Origin of the sequence: Streptomyces sp. NPDC005878, from assembly GCF_040629815.1 — a bacterium.
GTDB lineage: Bacteria > Actinomycetota > Actinomycetes > Streptomycetales > Streptomycetaceae > Streptomyces.
Genome location: NZ_JBEXWK010000003.1, coordinates 235,717 through 252,462, shown reverse-complemented (window position 1 = coordinate 252,462; position 16,746 = coordinate 235,717). Strand labels below are relative to the sequence as shown.

16 protein-coding genes are annotated in these 16,746 nt (G+C 72.2%); 6 read left to right on the top strand and 10 right to left on the bottom strand.

What is annotated here, in order from left to right; all coding sequences use genetic code 11:
- Positions 1 to 15: 15 nt before the first annotated feature.
- Positions 16 to 342 carry an ATP/GTP-binding protein gene (locus ABZ404_RS07460; RefSeq protein ID WP_358833289.1) on the bottom strand — a complete coding sequence of 109 codons (327 nt, stop codon included), beginning with the start codon at positions 340 to 342 and terminating at the stop codon, positions 16 to 18.
- 216 nt (positions 343 to 558) lie between these two features.
- Here ABZ404_RS07460 and ABZ404_RS07455 point away from each other — a divergent pair, with 216 nt between their 5' ends.
- A complete protein-coding gene (locus ABZ404_RS07455; protein ID WP_358833306.1) occupies positions 559 to 1,590 on the top strand; it encodes an LLM class flavin-dependent oxidoreductase in 1,032 nt (343 codons plus the stop codon).
- Between the two features lie 111 nt (positions 1,591 to 1,701).
- On the opposite strand, the gene ABZ404_RS07450 is transcribed toward ABZ404_RS07455, so the two are convergent.
- Entirely contained in the window at positions 1,702 to 2,094 is a 393-nt protein-coding gene (locus ABZ404_RS07450; RefSeq protein ID WP_351666312.1) for an SCO5389 family protein, read from the bottom strand.
- Positions 2,095 to 2,308: 214 nt separating this feature from the next.
- Between ABZ404_RS07450 and nucS the strand changes: the two genes are divergently transcribed.
- Positions 2,309 to 2,980 (top strand): endonuclease NucS, encoded by a 672-nt coding sequence (gene nucS, locus ABZ404_RS07445; RefSeq protein ID WP_358833290.1) that lies wholly within the window; start codon positions 2,309 to 2,311, stop codon positions 2,978 to 2,980.
- Positions 2,981 to 3,279: 299 nt separating this feature from the next.
- On the opposite strand, the gene ABZ404_RS07440 is transcribed toward nucS, so the two are convergent.
- The 3 genes from ABZ404_RS07440 to ABZ404_RS07430 all read right to left on the bottom strand — a co-directional run bounded on the left by ABZ404_RS07440 (position 3,280) and on the right by ABZ404_RS07430 (position 7,607).
- Positions 3,280 to 5,964, bottom strand: coding sequence for an ATP-binding protein (locus ABZ404_RS07440; protein WP_358833291.1), 2,685 nt, complete (start codon positions 5,962 to 5,964; stop codon positions 3,280 to 3,282).
- Between the two features lie 311 nt (positions 5,965 to 6,275).
- Positions 6,276 to 6,599, bottom strand: coding sequence for an STAS domain-containing protein (locus ABZ404_RS07435; RefSeq protein ID WP_067163978.1), 324 nt, complete (start codon positions 6,597 to 6,599; stop codon positions 6,276 to 6,278).
- A 159-nt stretch (positions 6,600 to 6,758) separates the two neighbouring features.
- On the bottom strand, positions 6,759 to 7,607 hold the full coding sequence (locus tag ABZ404_RS07430; protein ID WP_358833292.1) for a 3-hydroxyacyl-CoA dehydrogenase family protein: 849 nt from the start codon (positions 7,605 to 7,607) through the stop codon (positions 6,759 to 6,761).
- Between the two features lie 271 nt (positions 7,608 to 7,878).
- On the opposite strand from ABZ404_RS07430, the gene ABZ404_RS07425 reads away from it, so the two are divergent.
- Positions 7,879 to 8,451, top strand: a complete 573-nt coding sequence (locus ABZ404_RS07425) for a cob(I)yrinic acid a,c-diamide adenosyltransferase (RefSeq protein ID WP_358833293.1) — start codon at positions 7,879 to 7,881, stop codon at positions 8,449 to 8,451.
- Between the two features lie 41 nt (positions 8,452 to 8,492).
- Here ABZ404_RS07425 and ABZ404_RS07420 read toward each other — a convergent pair whose 3' ends face one another.
- The gene (locus ABZ404_RS07420; protein WP_358833294.1) at positions 8,493 to 9,044 is read right to left on the bottom strand and encodes a hypothetical protein; all 552 of its coding nucleotides are present in this window, start codon (positions 9,042 to 9,044) and stop codon (positions 8,493 to 8,495) included.
- Positions 9,045 to 9,217: 173 nt separating this feature from the next.
- On the opposite strand from ABZ404_RS07420, the gene ABZ404_RS07415 reads away from it, so the two are divergent.
- From ABZ404_RS07415 to ABZ404_RS07405, 3 genes are all read left to right on the top strand, one after another.
- Positions 9,218 to 10,417, top strand: coding sequence for a histidine kinase (locus ABZ404_RS07415; RefSeq protein WP_358833295.1), 1,200 nt, complete (start codon positions 9,218 to 9,220; stop codon positions 10,415 to 10,417).
- A complete protein-coding gene (locus ABZ404_RS07410; protein ID WP_358833296.1) occupies positions 10,414 to 11,061 on the top strand; it encodes a response regulator transcription factor in 648 nt (215 codons plus the stop codon). Before ABZ404_RS07415 ends, ABZ404_RS07410 begins: the two co-directional genes overlap by 4 nt.
- A 179-nt stretch (positions 11,062 to 11,240) precedes the next feature.
- The gene (locus ABZ404_RS07405; protein ID WP_358833307.1) at positions 11,241 to 13,088 is read left to right on the top strand and encodes a glycoside hydrolase family 18 chitinase; all 1,848 of its coding nucleotides are present in this window, start codon (positions 11,241 to 11,243) and stop codon (positions 13,086 to 13,088) included.
- 208 nt (positions 13,089 to 13,296) lie between these two features.
- Here ABZ404_RS07405 and ABZ404_RS07400 read toward each other — a convergent pair whose 3' ends face one another.
- The 4 genes from ABZ404_RS07400 to ABZ404_RS07385 all read right to left on the bottom strand — a co-directional run bounded on the left by ABZ404_RS07400 (position 13,297) and on the right by ABZ404_RS07385 (position 16,735).
- Positions 13,297 to 13,743 carry a DUF2550 domain-containing protein gene (locus tag ABZ404_RS07400; protein ID WP_358833297.1) on the bottom strand — a complete coding sequence of 149 codons (447 nt, stop codon included), beginning with the start codon at positions 13,741 to 13,743 and terminating at the stop codon, positions 13,297 to 13,299.
- Between the two features lie 138 nt (positions 13,744 to 13,881).
- Entirely contained in the window at positions 13,882 to 14,256 is a 375-nt protein-coding gene (locus ABZ404_RS07395; protein ID WP_358833298.1) for a F0F1 ATP synthase subunit epsilon, read from the bottom strand.
- 119 nt (positions 14,257 to 14,375) lie between these two features.
- Positions 14,376 to 15,818: a F0F1 ATP synthase subunit beta gene (gene atpD, locus ABZ404_RS07390; protein WP_358833299.1), complete on the bottom strand. Its 1,443-nt coding sequence runs from the start codon at positions 15,816 to 15,818 to the stop codon at positions 14,376 to 14,378.
- On the bottom strand, positions 15,818 to 16,735 hold the full coding sequence (locus tag ABZ404_RS07385; protein WP_358833300.1) for a F0F1 ATP synthase subunit gamma: 918 nt from the start codon (positions 16,733 to 16,735) through the stop codon (positions 15,818 to 15,820). Before ABZ404_RS07385 ends, atpD begins: the two co-directional genes overlap by 1 nt.
- Positions 16,736 to 16,746: the final 11 nt, after the last annotated feature.

Here is a 16,746-nt window from a genome sequence, read left to right as displayed (position 1 = left end):
CCGCCCGTATCCGATCTAGTACCTGGGCGCGTTCCTGGACCGCTGCACCCTGCTGGTGCGGCGGTCCTTGGCGTTCCAGCAGGCCTTGTGCCAGTGGCGGCGGTCGTCGACGCCGCCGTACTCGGGCCAGGCCACCACGTGCGGGACGCCGGAGGGGATCTCCTGGTCGCAGCCGGGGCAGCGGTAGCGCTTGCCCTGGGCGCTCGCTCCGCTGACGTGCCGGACGGACCACTCCTCGCCCTGGTACGTCTCGGTGCGCCCGAGGCCGAAGCGGTCCCCCCACCCGCCGGTCGGTGCGGTCGGCTGGTCGCCGCCCTTGGGGCGGTTGCGGCGCGGGGACACGGAAACACCTCACGGGGCCGGGCGGACGGACTGCCTCCAGCGTAGAGGTACTTGCCCCGGGTACCCGAGCCGCACAGGGGTGGCACGGTAACTCGTACGGGGGACACTTACCGGACTATCGCAACAAGTTCGCGCCCGGCCGTGCCCTTGGCACTTGTCAGACGTTGTTGCCGGTAAGAGGGGGAGCCGCGTCGGCCGCGAGGAGGCATGAAGGCGATGCGTGTCGGAACATTTGTACTGGCCGCCCAGTTCCCGGGCCAGGGCCAGGGGGAGGCGCTGCACCGGGCGGTGCGGTCCGCCGAGGTGGCCGAGGAGGCGGGCCTGGACTCGGTGTGGCTCGCCGAGCACCACTTCGTGCCGTACGGGGTCTGCCCGTCGGCGGTGACGCTGGCGGCGCTGCTGCTGGGGCGCACCCGCCGGATCCGGGTGGGGACGGCGGTCAGTGTCCTGCCGAGCGCGCACCCGGTGGCGCTGGGCGAGCAGGCGGCGCTGCTGCACCTGACGTCCGGCGGCCGGTTCTCGCTGGGGGTCGGCCGGGGCGGTCCCTGGGTCGATCTGGAGGTCTTCGGCGCGGGCCTGCGGGCGTACGAGGAGGGCTTTCCGGAGTCGCTGGACCTGCTGCTGCGCTGGCTGTCCGACCCCCGGGTCTCCTCCGAGGGCGAACGTTTCGCCTTCCGGGAGGTCCCGGTGGTGCCGAGGCCCGACGAGTGGCCGGCGGACGGCCCGGCGGGCCCCGAGGTCATCGTGGCGTGCACCTCGCCGAAGAGCGTGCGGCTGGCGGCCGAGCGCGGTCTGCCGATGCTGCTCGGGATGCACTGCGGCGACGAGGAGAAGGCGGAGATGGTCGCGCTGTGGCGGTCGCACGCGCTGGCGTCCGGGGTGGCACCGGAGGCGGTGGCGGCGGCGCCGCACGTGTCGGCGGGGGTGGCGCAGATCGAGGACCACAGCGCCCAGGCCGCCGAGACCCTGCTGAAGGCGATGCCCGGCTGGCTGAAGCAGGGGCTGGACGCGCATGTGACGGTCGACGGCCGCCACCGGGCCATGCGCGACCCCGTGGAGTACACGGAACTGCTCTGCGACCTCCACCCGGTCGGCACACCGCGGCTCGCGGCGGACCGTATCGCGGCGACGGCGGAGAGGACGGGCATCACGCGCTTCGCCTTCCTGGTGGAGGGATCGGGGGACCTGGCCGCCACGGAGGAGAACGTCCGCAGGCTCGGCGCGGACGTGCTGCCGCTGCTGGGATGAGGGGCCCGAGGGGGACGGCGCCCCGAGCGGGCGCGAGGCCGGGGGCCGCCGCGGAGAGCCCCCGCTCCGCATCAGTCGCACCTCCCGCGATGCGGAGCGGCGGCGAAGACCTCAGCAGTCCCTCAACTCCGGAGACTGGTTGAGCAGTTGACCCCGGATCGAGGTGAAGCGGGCGAGCCGCTCGTCGACCGACGGGTCCAGCGGAAACACCGCCACGCGATGGCAGTTCTGGAACGCCAGGCGGACACCGAAGTGCCGCTGCAGCGCACCGCGGATGGCGTCACTCGCGAGCGCACGAAGAAGCTGGCCGCGCGCCTGCTCGTCCGGCGGAGGCGTCTGGTTGTCGGCGAACTCGCCACCGTCCACCTTCAGCTGGGCCACCAGAGAACTGATCATCTCCCACGCGTACGGCAGGGAGGTCCGGACGCAGTCGACGAAATCGGCTTCGTCGACCTCGCCTCGCTCGGCCTGTTCGAGTAGGGCCGGTGAGACGTCGAGCGACATGGTTTCTCCTCTCGCGACCCCGGGGAGGGGGTCTTACGGCCAGGGAAAGGAACGAAGTCGGCCACGCTGCGTGCCTGACCGACGACCTCCCGCTTACACGGTAGGGGCGGCATGGTGGCTGCGACAGGTACTTGGCACGTAACCGGCCAATAACGAACAGTGCTTTGCCGGACGAATCGCGTTCGGCGGGGGGATTCGAGTAGCGTTGCCGACCATGCGTCTCGTCATCGCCCGCTGCTCCGTCGACTACGCGGGCCGCCTCACCGCCCATCTGCCCTCCGCCACCAGGCTGATCCTGGTGAAGGCGGACAACAGCGTCTCCATTCACGCGGACGACCGGGCGTACAAGCCCCTCAACTGGATGTCTCCGCCCTGCACCCTCAAGGAGGGGACGGCGGACGGTGTCGACGTCTGGACCGTGGTGAACAAGGCGGGCGAGAAGCTCATCATCACGATGGAGGAGATCCTCCACGACTCCTCCCACGAGCTGGGCGTGGACCCGGGCCTCATCAAGGACGGCGTGGAAGCGCACCTCCAGGAGCTGCTCGCGGACCGCATCGAGACGCTGGGCGAGGGGTACACCCTGATCCGCCGCGAGTACCCGACGGCGATCGGGCCCGTCGACATCCTGTGCCGGGACGCGTCCGGCGGGACGGTGGCGGTGGAGATCAAGCGGCGCGGCGAGATCGACGGGGTCGAGCAGCTCACGCGCTACCTGGAGCTGCTCAACCGCGACCCGCACCTGGCCCCGGTACGGGGGGTGTTCGCGGCGCAGGAGATCAAGCCGCAGGCACGGGTGCTGGCGACGGACCGGGAGATCGGGTGCGTGGTGCTGGACTACGACGCGCTGCGCGGCATCGAGGACGACAAACTCCGCCTGTTCTGACCTCGGGCCCCGGCCCCGGTTTCTTGGGTGACCATCTGCGGCCGGTGGGCGCTGGCAGCCAGGTTCCCGCGCCCCTGAGAACGGGGCTTCGCCCCAAACCCCGTGGTCATCCGCGGCCCCGGTGGGCGCTGGTCGCGCGGTTCCCCGCGCCTCTACGAGGCGGGGCTGCGCCCCGAGGTCGGCGGGTGCGGCCGGCGGAGTTGCCTCAGGGGCGCGGGGAACTGCGCGGCCGGCCCCCGCGCTCCCGCGGACGAGCGACGACCGCCGGAGGCTTTCGGGAAGGGGCGGGGTGGGGGAATCTACGCCGAAGGCGACGCCGCCGGGGCGGACGCGCTGCCGCTCGGGGTCGTCCCCCCGGACGCGGACGACCCCGTGGTCGCCCCCGAAGTCCCGTCCGTACCGCCCGTGGACGTCCCGCCCGTACCCGACCCGCCCGTCGTGGTCTCCCCGCCGCTGGTCGGCCCGCCGGTCGTGGTCGAGCCGCCCGAGGTCGAGCCGGTGGTGCCGCCATCCGACGTGCCGCCGCTGGACGTCGTCCCGCCGGTCGAGGACGTACCCCCGGTGGGCGACCCCGTAGTGGACCCCGTGGTCCCGCCCGTGGACGTACCGCCCGTGCCCGTGGTCCCTCCGGTCGTGGACGAGCCGCCCGTCGTGGACGACCCTCCCCCGGACGTCGAGGGCTTCCCGGTCGGCTTCGACGGCGACCCCGTGGGCGTGGACGGCTTCCCCGAGGACGTCGTGGGCGACGAGGGGACCGAGGACGGAGACGTCCCGGGCACGCCCTGGTGGGCCGGGTACGAGGACGGCGGCGTCGCGGAACCGCCCCCGGACCGGGGGCGCCTCGTCGCCGGCGGCGTCGGGCTGTCCGCCGGAAGACCCGCCTCCCCGCCGTCCCCCTCGTCCACCGACTGCCGCTGCTGCTCGACCTTGTCGTCGGGCGCGTCCGAACCGGAGGTCGCGCCCAGCGTCACCACCGTGCCCAGGACCGCCGCCAGCACGGCCCCCGCGCCCGCCGCCACCAGGTTGCGGCGCGTGCCGGTGAACAGCGTCCGCTTCGCCGATCCGGGCGCCGCGCCGGGTATCAGTACGGTCGGCACGCCCTCGGGGGGCGGTGCGGGGGCCAGGGCGAGGGCCGGGAACGGCACCGGCGCCGGGACGCCCGCGGGCGGCGACTGGGACTCCTCGTGGCGCGCCGCCGGGACCTCGTCGCCGGCCGGGGTGCGGCCGCCCGAGACCACCACCGCCGGGTGGCCGGAGCGGTCCTCGACCAGGGCCAGCGCGCGGCGGCCCGCGACCGTGCCCCGCTTGTCGGAGAGCGCGCCCTTGAGCCCGATGGACGCCTCCAGTTCGGCCCGGGCGCGGTCGACGTTGCCGGCGCAGAGCGCGAGGACGCCGAGTTCGTGGTGGAAGTACGCCTCGTCGGCCACCTCGCCGGTGAGCCGGGCCGCGGCCGAGCCGATCCGCAGCGCCCGCTCCCACGCCCCCCAGTGCAGCCCCGCAGCGAACGCGGGCGCCGCGCTGCGGGCGAGCCGCACGGCCGTCGCGGGGTGCTCGGCGCCGTCGCCGGGCACCAGCGCGGCCAGCGCCGCGAGCACCGCGTCCGCCTCGGCCGCGGCCCGCTCGGGCGTCACCGAGGGGTGGCCGGTCCACCAGGCGTAGTGGCGGGCGGCGGTGTGCGCCCGCTCGGCGGTGCCCTCCTCGGACTCGCCGTACCCGGCGGCCTCCAGTTGGGTGAGCACGCCCGCCGCGAGCCGGTAGCGCGTACCGACCGGGGAGAGCAGCCCGCAGCCGAGCAGTTCGCCGAGGGCGGCGTCCGCGTGGGTGTCGCCGACGAGCGCCGGCAGATGCGCCTGGTGCGGCACCTCGCCGCCGAGCGCGACGGCGAACCGCAGGGTCTCCCGGGCGGCCTGGCCGAGCCGGGCCGCGAGCGGCGCGGCGGGTGCGGCGCCCTCGCCCAGCGACGGCAGCGGCATCTCGCGGCCCTCGGCGGAGAAGACCGACAGGTCCTCGGGCCCTTCGACCGGCAGCCCGAACTCGTCGAGCGGGGCGCCCTCGCCGCGCAGCCCGTCCCGCTGCCGCAGCAGCGCGCCCGCCTGGACGAACCGCAGGGGCAGGCCCTCGGACTCGAACCAGAGGTCGCCCGCCCAGTTGGCCTCGTCGTCGGTGAGCGGCCGGTCCACGGCCTGCTCCAGGAGTTCCAGGGAGGCGGCGCGCCCGAGGCCGGTCAGCGGGAGCTCTTCGAGCGCGGACTCGGCGAGGGGCGCGGCGACGTCGGGCGTCGCGGCGAGGAGGAAGGCGCATTCGGGGGTGGCGGAGAGCAGTTCCTCCAGGGCGGCGCCGCCGAACTCCAGGTCGTCGACGACGACGATCGCCCCGATCTCGCGGACCCGGTCGTGGAGCCCGGCCCGGTCGGGCCGGTGCAGGGGGGAGCGGTACACGGTCGCGTACAGCTCGTGCAGGAGTTCCTGCGGGGTGCGGCGATGGCCGCTGAGGCGGACGACGCCGTCGGGGGCGAGGCCGGCGCAGTCGGCGGCCACCGCGTCGAGCAGGGTGGTGCGCCCGGAGCCGGCGGGGCCGGTGAGCCGGACGGAACGGCCCCGGCCCAGCAGGCGCGCGAGCCGCTCGCGCTCCTCGTCGCGCTCCAGCAGAACCGGCGCGGGCGCCGCGGGACCGGCGGGCACGGGGGGCTTGAGCGCCCGTTCCCGCTCGGTGCGTTCGGCGGCGGAGCGGCGTTCGGGCCGGCCGGGTATCTCGCCCGGCGGGCAGGCGGCTATCTCGCTGCCGTCGACGGGGTTGACGGTGAGCAGGAAGTCGCCCGAGACGAGCCGGACCGTGCGCGCGAGTGAGGCGGCGCGGGTGCCGAGTTCGGGGGTGACGGCGGCGCGGTCGCGCTCCTTGCGCGGCGCCGCGGCGCCCTGGCCCGGTCCGTGTCCGTCCTGCTCGTCGTCGAACTCGTCCGGTCCCCGGGTGTCCATCGGGTTCATGGTGAAAGCCCCCCAGATGCGCCTGCGTAACCTTGCCCCACCCGGCCGCTACGCACTGCGCTGTCGCTCTGGTCCGGTCCCCGCCGCAGGGATGTCGACCGGCGGGAGACCGCACCCTAAACCTTCGCCCAGTATCGCCGAACGGGCGGGGTGCCAACCCGCCCAGAGCGTCACAGTCCGGTGAGGATTGCGTGCGGAGGACCGGCTTCCACATGATCTGCACCAGTGCCGCACAGGCCGTGCGCAACCGACGTGCGCAACAGAGCGGCGGGAGGGCGGCCTACCGGCGTACGGCGGGGCGCCGCGCGCGCTCACACGCGCGGCAGCGCCTCCGCGGCGATGCCGCCCTCGATGGCGAGGATGCGGTGCAGCCGGGTCGCCACCAGCAGGCGCTGCATCTGGGGCGGGACGCCCCGCAGCACCAGCCGCCGGCCGCAGCGGCCGGCTCGCCGGTGGGCTCCCATGATCACCCCGAGGCCGGTGGCGTCCCAGGAGTCCAGCTCGGTCAGGTCGAGCACCAGGTCGCCGGCTCCGTCGTCGACGGCCGAGTGCAGGACCGTACGGGCGTCCGCCGCGCTGCGGACGTCGAGGCGGCCCCCGACGACCAGCTCGACGTGGTCGCCCCTGATGTGCATATGAACTCCCCGGAGTGCTCCGTATGCCTGTCTGCCTGTCGTCTCTTACTGCACCAACTGACTGCACAGACCGCAGGGAAGTTGCCGTCTGTAAGCGAACCGATACCTAATTCACCCCATGGAGTGATTCCGGGGCAAGGGGAGGTGAGGGCGCGTCAATCAGTGCTTGTAGAAGCCCTGCCCGCTCTTGCGACCGATGTCACCGGCGTCAACCATCCGGCGCATCAGCTCCGGCGGCGCGAACTTCTCGTCCTGCGACTCGGTGTAGATGTTGCTGGTGGCGTGGAGCAGGATGTCCACGCCGGTGAGGTCCGCGGTGGCCAGCGGGCCCATCGCGTGGCCGAAGCCGAGCTTGCACGCGAGGTCGATGTCCTCGGCGGTGGCCACGCCCGACTCGTACAGCTTGGCCGCCTCGACGACGAGCGCCGAGATCAGCCGGGTGGTGACGAAACCGGCGACGTCGCGGTTGACGACGATGCAGGTCTTGCCGACGGACTCGGCGAACTCCCGGGCGGTGGCCAGGGTTTCGTCGCTCGTCTTGTAGCCGCGTACCAGCTCGCAGAGCTGCATCATCGGAACCGGCGAGAAGAAGTGCACACCGACGACCCGCTCGGGGTTCTCGGTGGCCGCCGCGATCTTGGTGATCGGGATGGCGGAGGTGTTGGAGGCGAGCACGGTGTCCGCGCGCACGATCTTGTCGAGCGTACGGAAGATGTCGTGCTTGACCTCCAGCTTCTCGAAGACGGCCTCGACGACGATGTCGGCGTCGGCGGCGGCGTCCAGGTCGGTGGTGGTGGTGATGCGGCCGAGCGCGGCCTCCGCGTCCTCGGCGGCCAGCCTGCCCTTGCCCACGAACTTGTCGTACGAGGCCTTGATGCCGTCGGTGCCCCGGGTCAGCGCCTCGTCGGTGACGTCACGCAGTACGACGTCCCAGCCCGCCTGCGCCGAGACCTGCGCGATGCCCGAACCCATGAGTCCGGCCCCGATGACGGCGAGCTTCCTGGCCACTTCACACCCCTTTGACGGCTTACTGATACGGCTCTCCGGCGGAGGCTATCGGCCGTGAGGCGTCTTGGGAGCCGTAAGAGATGCGCGTCACGTCTCAGATGACGGACATCACACCAAGACGGGTGAGCGGCGTCTCACCGAAGGCCCCCCGGAGCCCACCGCTCGTCCCCTACCGCGTACTTGGGCGGGGAATGTCCGTCCCGTTCGGACCGGGCCGTGACGGTCGGCACACGGGCGTGGCGGCGGGCCCCCGCGTAACTAGGCTGACCCCATGGTCAATCTGACGCGCATCTACACCCGCACCGGCGACCGGGGCACCACGGCCCTGGGCGACATGAGCCGGACCCCCAAGACGGATCTGCGGATCTCGGCGTACGCGGACGCCAACGAGGCGAACGCGGTGCTCGGCACGGCGATCGCGCTCGGCGGTCTCGCCGAGGAGGTCGTCCAGGTCCTCACCCGCGTGCAGAACGACCTGTTCGACGTGGGTGCGGACCTGTCCACGCCCGTGGTCGAGGATCCGAAGTACCCGCCGCTGCGGGTGGAGCAGTTCTACATCGACCGGCTGGAGGCGGACTGCGACCGGTTCAACGAACGGCTGGAGAAGCTCCGCAGCTTCATCCTGCCGGGCGGCACCCCGGGCGCCGCGCTGTTGCACCAGGCCTGCACGGTGGTGCGCCGCGCCGAGCGCTCCACCTGGGCGGCCCTGGAGGTGCACGGCGAGACGATGAACCCGCTGACCGCCACCTACCTCAACCGCCTCTCCGACCTGCTGTTCATCCTGGCCAGGACGGCGAACGTGGAGACCGGGGACGTGCTGTGGGTGCCGGGCGGCGAGCGGTAGCGCTCCGCCGCGGAGGCGGTGTTCCGGTGGAGGCCGCCGGGTCAGTGGCGGGAGCGGGCCGGCTCCGCCTTCTTCGGGAACAGCGTGTAGCTGAGCGCGATGACCAGGTTGACGCCGATCACCCAGAGCATCCGCTGCTGCCACATCCGCAGGGACTCCACGTCCCCTCCGCCTCCGACGTACCAGATCGCGCCCTGGAGCAGGGCGATGGCGAGGACGGCGGCGAGCGTCCAGCGGGCGGCCGTCCGCCACTCGTGGACCGCGCGGGCCGTGCCGCCCGCCGGTGCCTTCGCGGGGCGCGGGCCACCCGCGAAGCGGTGGGCGAACCAGGCGTCGCACCGCTTCACCAGCCCGTGGCCCATCGCCACCGAGAAGCCCAGGTACACGGCGGCGAGGCCGTGCTTGAAGTCGGGCTCGGCGCCGTTTTTGAGGTCGATCACGGTGACCGCGAGGAGCAGCGCTTCGAGCAGCGGTTCGCAGAGCAGCACCGCCACCGAGGTCCTGGGCATCTTCGCGACGTAGCGCAGCGCCAGACCGCCGGCGAGCAGCACCCAGAAGCCCACCTCGCAGACGACGATCAGGGTGACGATCACGGCGTTCTCCTCGCTCGGCTCCTCGTCCGCACTCCTCCAGCGTCGGCCCCCGATCGCGCCCGCTCGTCGTCGGCAGTGAGGAAACGGCACTGCATCCTTCGGTGTACCGACGGGGGCGGGAGTTCCGCCGGTGCGGGGAGGTCCGCAGCCGTGGCCCCGTGTTTCATGGGTACGTGAACCGCCTCCCCCGCCCGCACCGCCACGACGTCCTGATCGCCGCCGTCGGGCTGGCGGGCGGCCTCGTGCTGTGGGCGCTCGGGCTGTTCTCCGGGGGCAGCGGACTGCTCGGCCGGGGCTGGACGCTGCTGCCGCTGGCGGTGACGGCCGCGCTGGAGCTGATGCGCCGCACCCGCCCGCAGGCCGCCCTCCTCTGCGGTACGGCCGCGATCGTCGGCGACCAGTTCACCTCGGGCAGCCTGGCGACGGTCCTGATGTTCACGGACCTCGTCTACGCCGCCGTCCTCTACGGCACCCCGGCGGCCGCCCGCCGCATCCCGGTCACCACCGGCCTGGTCACCGTGGCCACGACCCTCGGTTACCTCGCCTGGTTCCGCACCCCACAGGCCCTGCTCCTGGGCATCCTCACCGGTCTCGTCAGCTTCGCGCCCGCCACCACCGGCGCCCTGGTGCGCAACCACCGCGACACGGCGGAGGCGGCCACCCTGCGGGCCGAGCAGACCGCGCTGCTCGCCGAGCTGGACCGCGCGCAGGCGGTGGTGGCCGAGCGCGCCCGGATGGCCCGTGAGCTGCACGACCTGGTCGCGGGCCACCTCTCGGCGATCGCCATCCACTCCACGGCGGCGCTCTCGCTCGACGAGCCCGCCACCACCCGCCGGGCACTCACGGTGATCCGGGAGAACAGCGTGGACGGGCTCGCCGAGATGCGCCGCCTCATCGGGCTGCTGCGCGACAGCGGCGCCGACGACGAGCCCGCCGCCGCGCCGACGCTGGCCGGGCTGGACGCGCTGGTCGCCCAGGCGCGGACCAACGGCGCCTCCAGCGGACTCGGCTTCACGCTCCGGGACGACCGCCCGGCCGGGGCCGCGCTGCCCGCGCCGGTGGAGCTCGCCGCGTACCGGATCGTCCAGGAGTCGCTGACCAACGCCCTCAAGCACGCCTCCCCCGGCACGGTCACCGCCTCGCTCGCGCACACCGGGCGGGCGCTGACCGTCGAGGTGAGCAGCCCGTACGGTGAGGGACGGCGTCCGGGGCCGCGGGCGCCCGGGTCGGGGGCGGGTCTGGTGGGGATGCGGGAGCGGGCGATACTGCTCGGCGGCACCTTCGCCTCGGGGCCCGAGGCGGCGGCGGACGGCCGTGGGATCTGGCGGGTACGGGCCGAACTGCCCCTGGGGGAAGGCGAGTCGCGAGCATGACGATCCGGGTGCTGGTCGCGGAGGACCAGTCGGCGGTACGGGCCGGGCTGGTCCTGATCCTGGGCAGCGCCCCGGACATCGAGGTGGCCGGGGAGGCGGCGGACGGCGAGGAGGCGGTGCGCCTCGCCCGGGAGCTGCGGCCCGATCTGGTCCTGATGGACGTGCAGATGCCACGGCTGGACGGGGTGTCGGCGACCCGTCAGGTGGTCGCCGAGCGGCTCGCGGACGTGCTCGTGCTGACGACGTTCGACCTCGACGAGTACGTGTTCGGGGCGCTGCGGGCGGGGGCCGCGGGGTTCCTGCTGAAGAACACCGACGCCCGGGACCTGATCGAGGCGGTGCGGACGGTGGCGCGCGGCGAGGGCATGATCGCCCCGGCGGTGACCCGGCGGCTGATCGCGGAGTTCGCCGCCCCCACCTCCGCACGGCCCCCGGCCGAGCGCCCGGCCGCGCTGGACACGCTCACCCGGCGCGAGAGCGAGGTGCTGTCGTGTCTGGGCGAGGGACTGTCGAACGCGGAGATCGCCGCGCGGCTGACGATGGCGGAGGCCACCGTGAAGACGCACGTCAGCCGGTTGCTGGGCAAGCTGGAGCTGCGCAGCAGGGTCCAGGCGGCGGTGCTGGCGCAGGAGTTGGGCCTCTGAGGACGGCTTCCGGCCGTTGGTCTGGACCTCTTGACGCTTGGTCCAGACCTTTCTACGCTCACGGCACTGCTGTGTGAGCGTGCCCACACCGTGGCCGTGCGCTCACCGGGCGGAGCAAGGTCCCACCCCCACACCCGTCGGACCTCACTCGAGGAGCTTCCTTGAGCACTCCCACGCGCATCCGCACCCGCACCCGCCTCAGAACCCGCGCCGCCGCCACCCTCACCGCGCTGGCCCTTCCCCTGGCCGCACTCGTCGGCCTGGCCGGCGCCTCCCCCGCCGCGGCCGCCGCCTCCGCGACCGCCACCTACACCAAGACCCAGGACTGGGGCTCCGGCTTCGGCGCCCAGTGGACGGTGAAGAACACCGGCACCGCCGCGCTCAACTCCTGGACCGTGGAGTGGGACTACCCGTCGGGTACGTCCGTGACCTCGTCCTGGGACGCGGACGTCACCCATGACGCCAACCACTGGACCGCCAAGAACAAGGCGTACAACGGCACGCTCGCGCCCGGCGCCAGCGTCACGTTCGGCTTCAACGGCGCGGGCTCCGGCTCCCCCTCGGGCTGCAAACTCAACGGCGGCCCCTGCGACGGCGGTACGACCCCGCCGGGCGACAGCCCCCCGTCAGCGCCCGGCACCCCGAGGGCGAGCGGCGTCACCGACACCTCGGTGAGCCTGGCGTGGACCGCCGCCACCGACGACAAGGGCGTCAAGAACTACGACGTCTACCGGGGCTCCGCGAAGGTCGCCACGGTGACCGGGACCACGTACGCCGACACGGGCCTGACCGCCGGGACGACCTACACGTACAGCGTCACCGCGCGCGACACCGCCGACCGGACCGGCCCGGCCTCCGGCTCGGTCACCGTCACCACCACGGGCGGCGGCCCCGGCCCCGGACCCGGACCCGGCTCCGCGGTCAAGCTCGGCTACTTCACCGACTGGGGCGTCTACCAGCGCAATTACCACGTGAAGAACATCGTCACCTCGGGCTCGGCGGCCAAGCTGACCCACATCAACTACGCCTTCGGCAACGTCACGGGCGGCCAGTGCGCCATCGGTGACGCCTACGCCGACTACCAGAAGACGTACGACGCCTCCTCCAGCGTCGACGGCACCGCGGACACCTGGGACCAGCCCGTCGCGGGCAACATCAACCAGCTGCGCGAGCTGAAGAAGAAGTATCCGAACATCAAGGTGCTGTGGTCGTTCGGCGGCTGGACCTGGTCGGGCGGCTTCGGCGCGGCGGCGGCCAATCCCACCGCCTTCGCCAACTCCTGCTACAACCTGGTCGAGGACCCGCGCTGGGCCGACGTCTTCGACGGCATCGACATCGACTGGGAGTACCCCAACGCCTGCGGGCTCTCCTGCGACACCAGCGGCCCGGCCGCGCTGAAGAACCTGCTGGCCGCGGTGCGCGCCAAGTTCGGCCCCTCGAACCTGGTGACGGCGGCGGTCACGGCCGACGGCTCCGCGGGCGGCAAGATGGACCAGGCCGACTACGCCGGAGCGGCGAGCTACGTCGACTGGTACAACGTGATGACGTACGACTTCTTCGGTGCCTGGGACGCGAAGGGCCCCACGGCCCCGCACTCCCCGCTCACCTCGTACAACGGCATCCCGATCGCCGGCTTCGACACGGACTCGGCGATCCAGAAGTACCGGGGCAAGGGCGTCCCCGCGAGCAAGCTCAACCTGGGGATCGGGTTCTACGGCCGCGGCTGGACCGGCGTCACCCAGGACGCCCCGGGCGGCACGGCGACGGGCCCGGCGCCCGGCACGTACGAGCAGGGCATCGAGGACTACAAGATCCTCAAGAACACCTGCCCGGTGACGGGCACGATCGCGGGCACGGCGTACGCCCACTGCGGCTCCAACTGGTGGAGCTACGACACGCCATCGACGATCGCGGGCAAGATGGCGTACGTGAAGTCCCAGGGCCTCAAGGGGGCGTTCTTCTGGGAGTTCAGCGGGGACACGCCTGGCGGCGAGCTGATGACGGCGATCGACTCGGGCCTGAGGTAGCCCTCGGCTCCGGCATCGGGGCGAGGGCCCGTCCCCCTCCCCCGGTGTCGCCCCTTTGTCCGTGGGCCGGTGGTCCGCTGTGCCCACCCGTTCCGCCCCAGCGGAACGACTGCCACAGCGGGGGTGCCCGAGGGGCGCGGGGAACTGCGCGACCAGCCGACCACGGCCCTCGGACGAAACGAAACAGGGGTCCGGGGCGAAGCCCCGGCTACGCCACGTTGACCCGTTGCCCCGGCGGCGCCGCCTCCAGCCACGCCAGGAAGCCCGTCAGCGCGTCCTCGCTCATCGCCAGCTCCAGGCGCACGCCCCGGTGCGTACAGCCGAGCACGATCGCGTCGGACAGGAGCGCCAGCTCCTCCTCCCCCGCCGGCTTGCGCCGGGTCACGACCTCGATCGCGGAGCGCTCCAGGAGCCGCCGCGGCCGAGGCGCGTAGGAGAAGACCCGGAACCACTCGATCCGGTCACCGCTGTACCGCGCGACTCCGTACACCCAGCCCTTGCCGCCGGGATCGCCGCCCTCGGGCACGTCCCAGCGCAGACTGCAGTCGAAGGTCCCGCCGGAACGCTGGATCAGCCGCCGGCGCAGACCGAAGACGAAGAGTCCCACCAGTACCAGCGCGACGACCAGGCCGCCCACAAGCAGAACGAGGGTCATCTACACCGACCTCCTCGCTCCATTCGGGGCCGGGGGATCGCCCCGGTCACTTGTGCCTGCATCGACCTCAGCCGCGGCCGGGTCCGGAAGATTCCAGACCCGTGACCGCGGCTGAGGGCAAAACTCCTCGGCGGGGTGCTAGCGCACCGACACCGTACGCAGCCGGACCTCGGCGCGGCGCTCGGCGGCGCCGTCCTCGGCCGACTTGGCGCTCTCCAGCGCACGCTCGGCGCGCTGGACATCGATCTCGTCCGCGAGCTCCGCGATCTCCGCCAGCAGGGAGAGCTTGTTGTCCGCGAACGAGATGAACCCGCCGTGCACAGCGGCGACGACGGTGCCGCCCTCGCTCGTACGGATGGTCACCGGGCCGGACTCCAGCACTCCGAGGAGCGGCTGGTGACCGGGCATGACGCCGATGTCGCCGGACGCGGTACGCGCGACGACCAGGGTGGCCTCGCCGGACCAGACACTGCGGTCCGCGGCGACGAGCTCGACGTGCAGCTCAGCAGCCAAGGTGGGCTCCTCGGGTCACCACCCGGCGGTTGCTGCCGGGTGTTGGGTCAAAGTCTAGTGGGCGTGAGCGAGGGGGCGGGACGCACCCGCCCCCTCGTCGTCACGGAAACCGGCTCGGGTCAGGAGACGCCGAGCTCCTTGGCGTTGGCCTTCAGGTCCTCGATGCCACCGCACATGAAGAACGCCTGCTCGGGGAAGTGGTCGTACTCACCGTCGCAGATCGCGTTGAACGCGGTGATCGACTCGTCGAGCGGCACGTCCGAACCGTCCACGCCGGTGAACTGCTTGGCGACGTGGGTGTTCTGCGACAGGAAGCGCTCGACACGGCGGGCACGGTGGACAACGAGCTTGTCCTCCTCGCCCAGCTCGTCGATACCGAGGATCGCGATGATGTCCTGGAGGTCCTTGTACTTCTGGAGGATCCCCTTGACACGCATGGCGGCCGCGTAGTGGTCCGCCGCGATGTACCGCGGGTCGAGGATGCGGGACGTCGAGTCCAGCGGGTCCACGGCCGGGTAGATGCCCTTCTCGGAGATCGGACGGGAGAGAACCGTCGTCGCGTCGAGGTGGGCGAAGGTGGTCGCCGGCGCCGGGTCGGTCAGGTCGTCCGCGGGGACGTAGATCGCCTGCATCGAGGTGATCGAGTGACCACGGGTCGAGGTGATGCGCTCCTGGAGGAGACCCATCTCGTCGGCCAGGTTCGGCTGGTAGCCCACCGCGGAGGGCATACGGCCGAGCAGGGTCGACACCTCGGAACCCGCCTGGGTGTACCGGAAGATGTTGTCGATGAAGAAGAGGACGTCCTGCTTCTGGACGTCACGGAAGTACTCCGCCATCGTCAGACCGGCCAGCGCGACCCGCAGACGGGTGCCCGGGGGCTCGTCCATCTGGCCGAAGACCAGGGCGGTCTTGTCGATGACGCCCGAGTCGCCCATCTCCTCGATGAGGTCGTTGCCCTCACGGGTACGCTCACCGACGCCCGCGAACACCGACACACCGTCGTGGTTGTTGGCGACGCGGTAGATCATTTCCTGGATCAGCACGGTCTTGCCGACACCGGCACCACCGAACAGACCGATCTTTCCACCCTTGACGTACGGGGTGAGGAGGTCGATGACCTTGACGCCGGTCTCGAACATCTCGGTCTTCGACTCGAGCTCGTCGAAGGACGGCGCCTTGCGGTGGATCGGCCAGCGCTCGGTGACCTCGGCGTTGGTCTCCGGGTAGTTCAGCACCTCGCCCAGGGTGTTGAACACCTTGCCCTTGGTGAAGTCACCGACGGGGACGGTGATGCCCTCGCCCGTGTCGGTCACCGGGGCCTGGCGGACCAGACCGTCGGTGGGCTGCATCGAGATGGTGCGGACCAGGCCGTCACCCAGGTGCTGGGCGACTTCCAGGGTCAGCGTCTTGAGCTTGCCGTCCTCGGCCGGGTCGGCGACCTGGACCTTGAGGGCGTTGTAGATCTCCGGCATCGCGTCGACGGGGAACTCCACGTCGACGACCGGGCCGATGACCCGGGCGACGCGGCCCGTGGCGGCGGCCGTCTCAACAGTGGTCGTCATTACTTGTCACTCCCCGCGGTCGCGTCGGCCATGGCGCTCGCGCCACCGACGATCTCGCTGATTTCCTGGGTGATTTCGGCCTGGCGGGCCGCGTTGGCAAGCCGGGAGAGGCTCTTGATGAGATCCCCGGCGTTGTCGGTCGCCGACTTCATCGCGCGGCGGCGGGCGGCGTGCTCGGAAGCGGCCGACTGCAGCAGTGCGTTGTAGATACGGCTCTCGACGTAGCGCGGCAGCAGGGCGTCGAGGACGTCCTCCGCCGACGGCTCGAAGTCGAACAGCGGAAGGATCTCGCCCTTCGCGCCGGTCTCCTCCTCGGGCTTGTCGAGGCTGAGCGGCAGCATCCGGCCGTCGACCGCGTTCTGCGTCATCATCGACACGAACTCCGTGTAGACGATGTGCAGCTCATCGACGCCACCCTCGGCCGTGTCCGTCTGGATGGCCTCGATCAGCGGCGCCGCGACGCGCTTGGCGTCCGCGTAGGCCGGGCTGTCGGTGAAACCGGTCCACGATTCCGTGATCTTGCGCTCACGGAAGCCGTAGTACGCCACACCCTTGCGGCCGACGATGTACGCGTCGACCTCCTTGCCCTCGCCGCGCAGCCGCTCGGTGAGCCGCTCCGCCTGCTTGATGGCGTTCGAGGAGTACCCGCCGGCCAGACCGCGGTCGCTCGTGATGAGCAGGACCGCGGCCCGGGTCGGCGTCTCGACCTCGGTGGTCAGGGCGTGGCTGGTGTTCGAGCCGGTCGCCACCGCCGTCACCGCGCGGGTGAGCTCGGTCGCGTACGGCATCGACGCCGCCACCTTGCGCTGCGCCTTGACGATGCGCGAGGCGGCGATCATCTCCATCGCCTTGGTGATCTTCTTGGTCGCCGTGACGGCACGGATGCGACGCTTGTAGACCCGGAGCTGCGCTCCCATGAGTCAGGTCC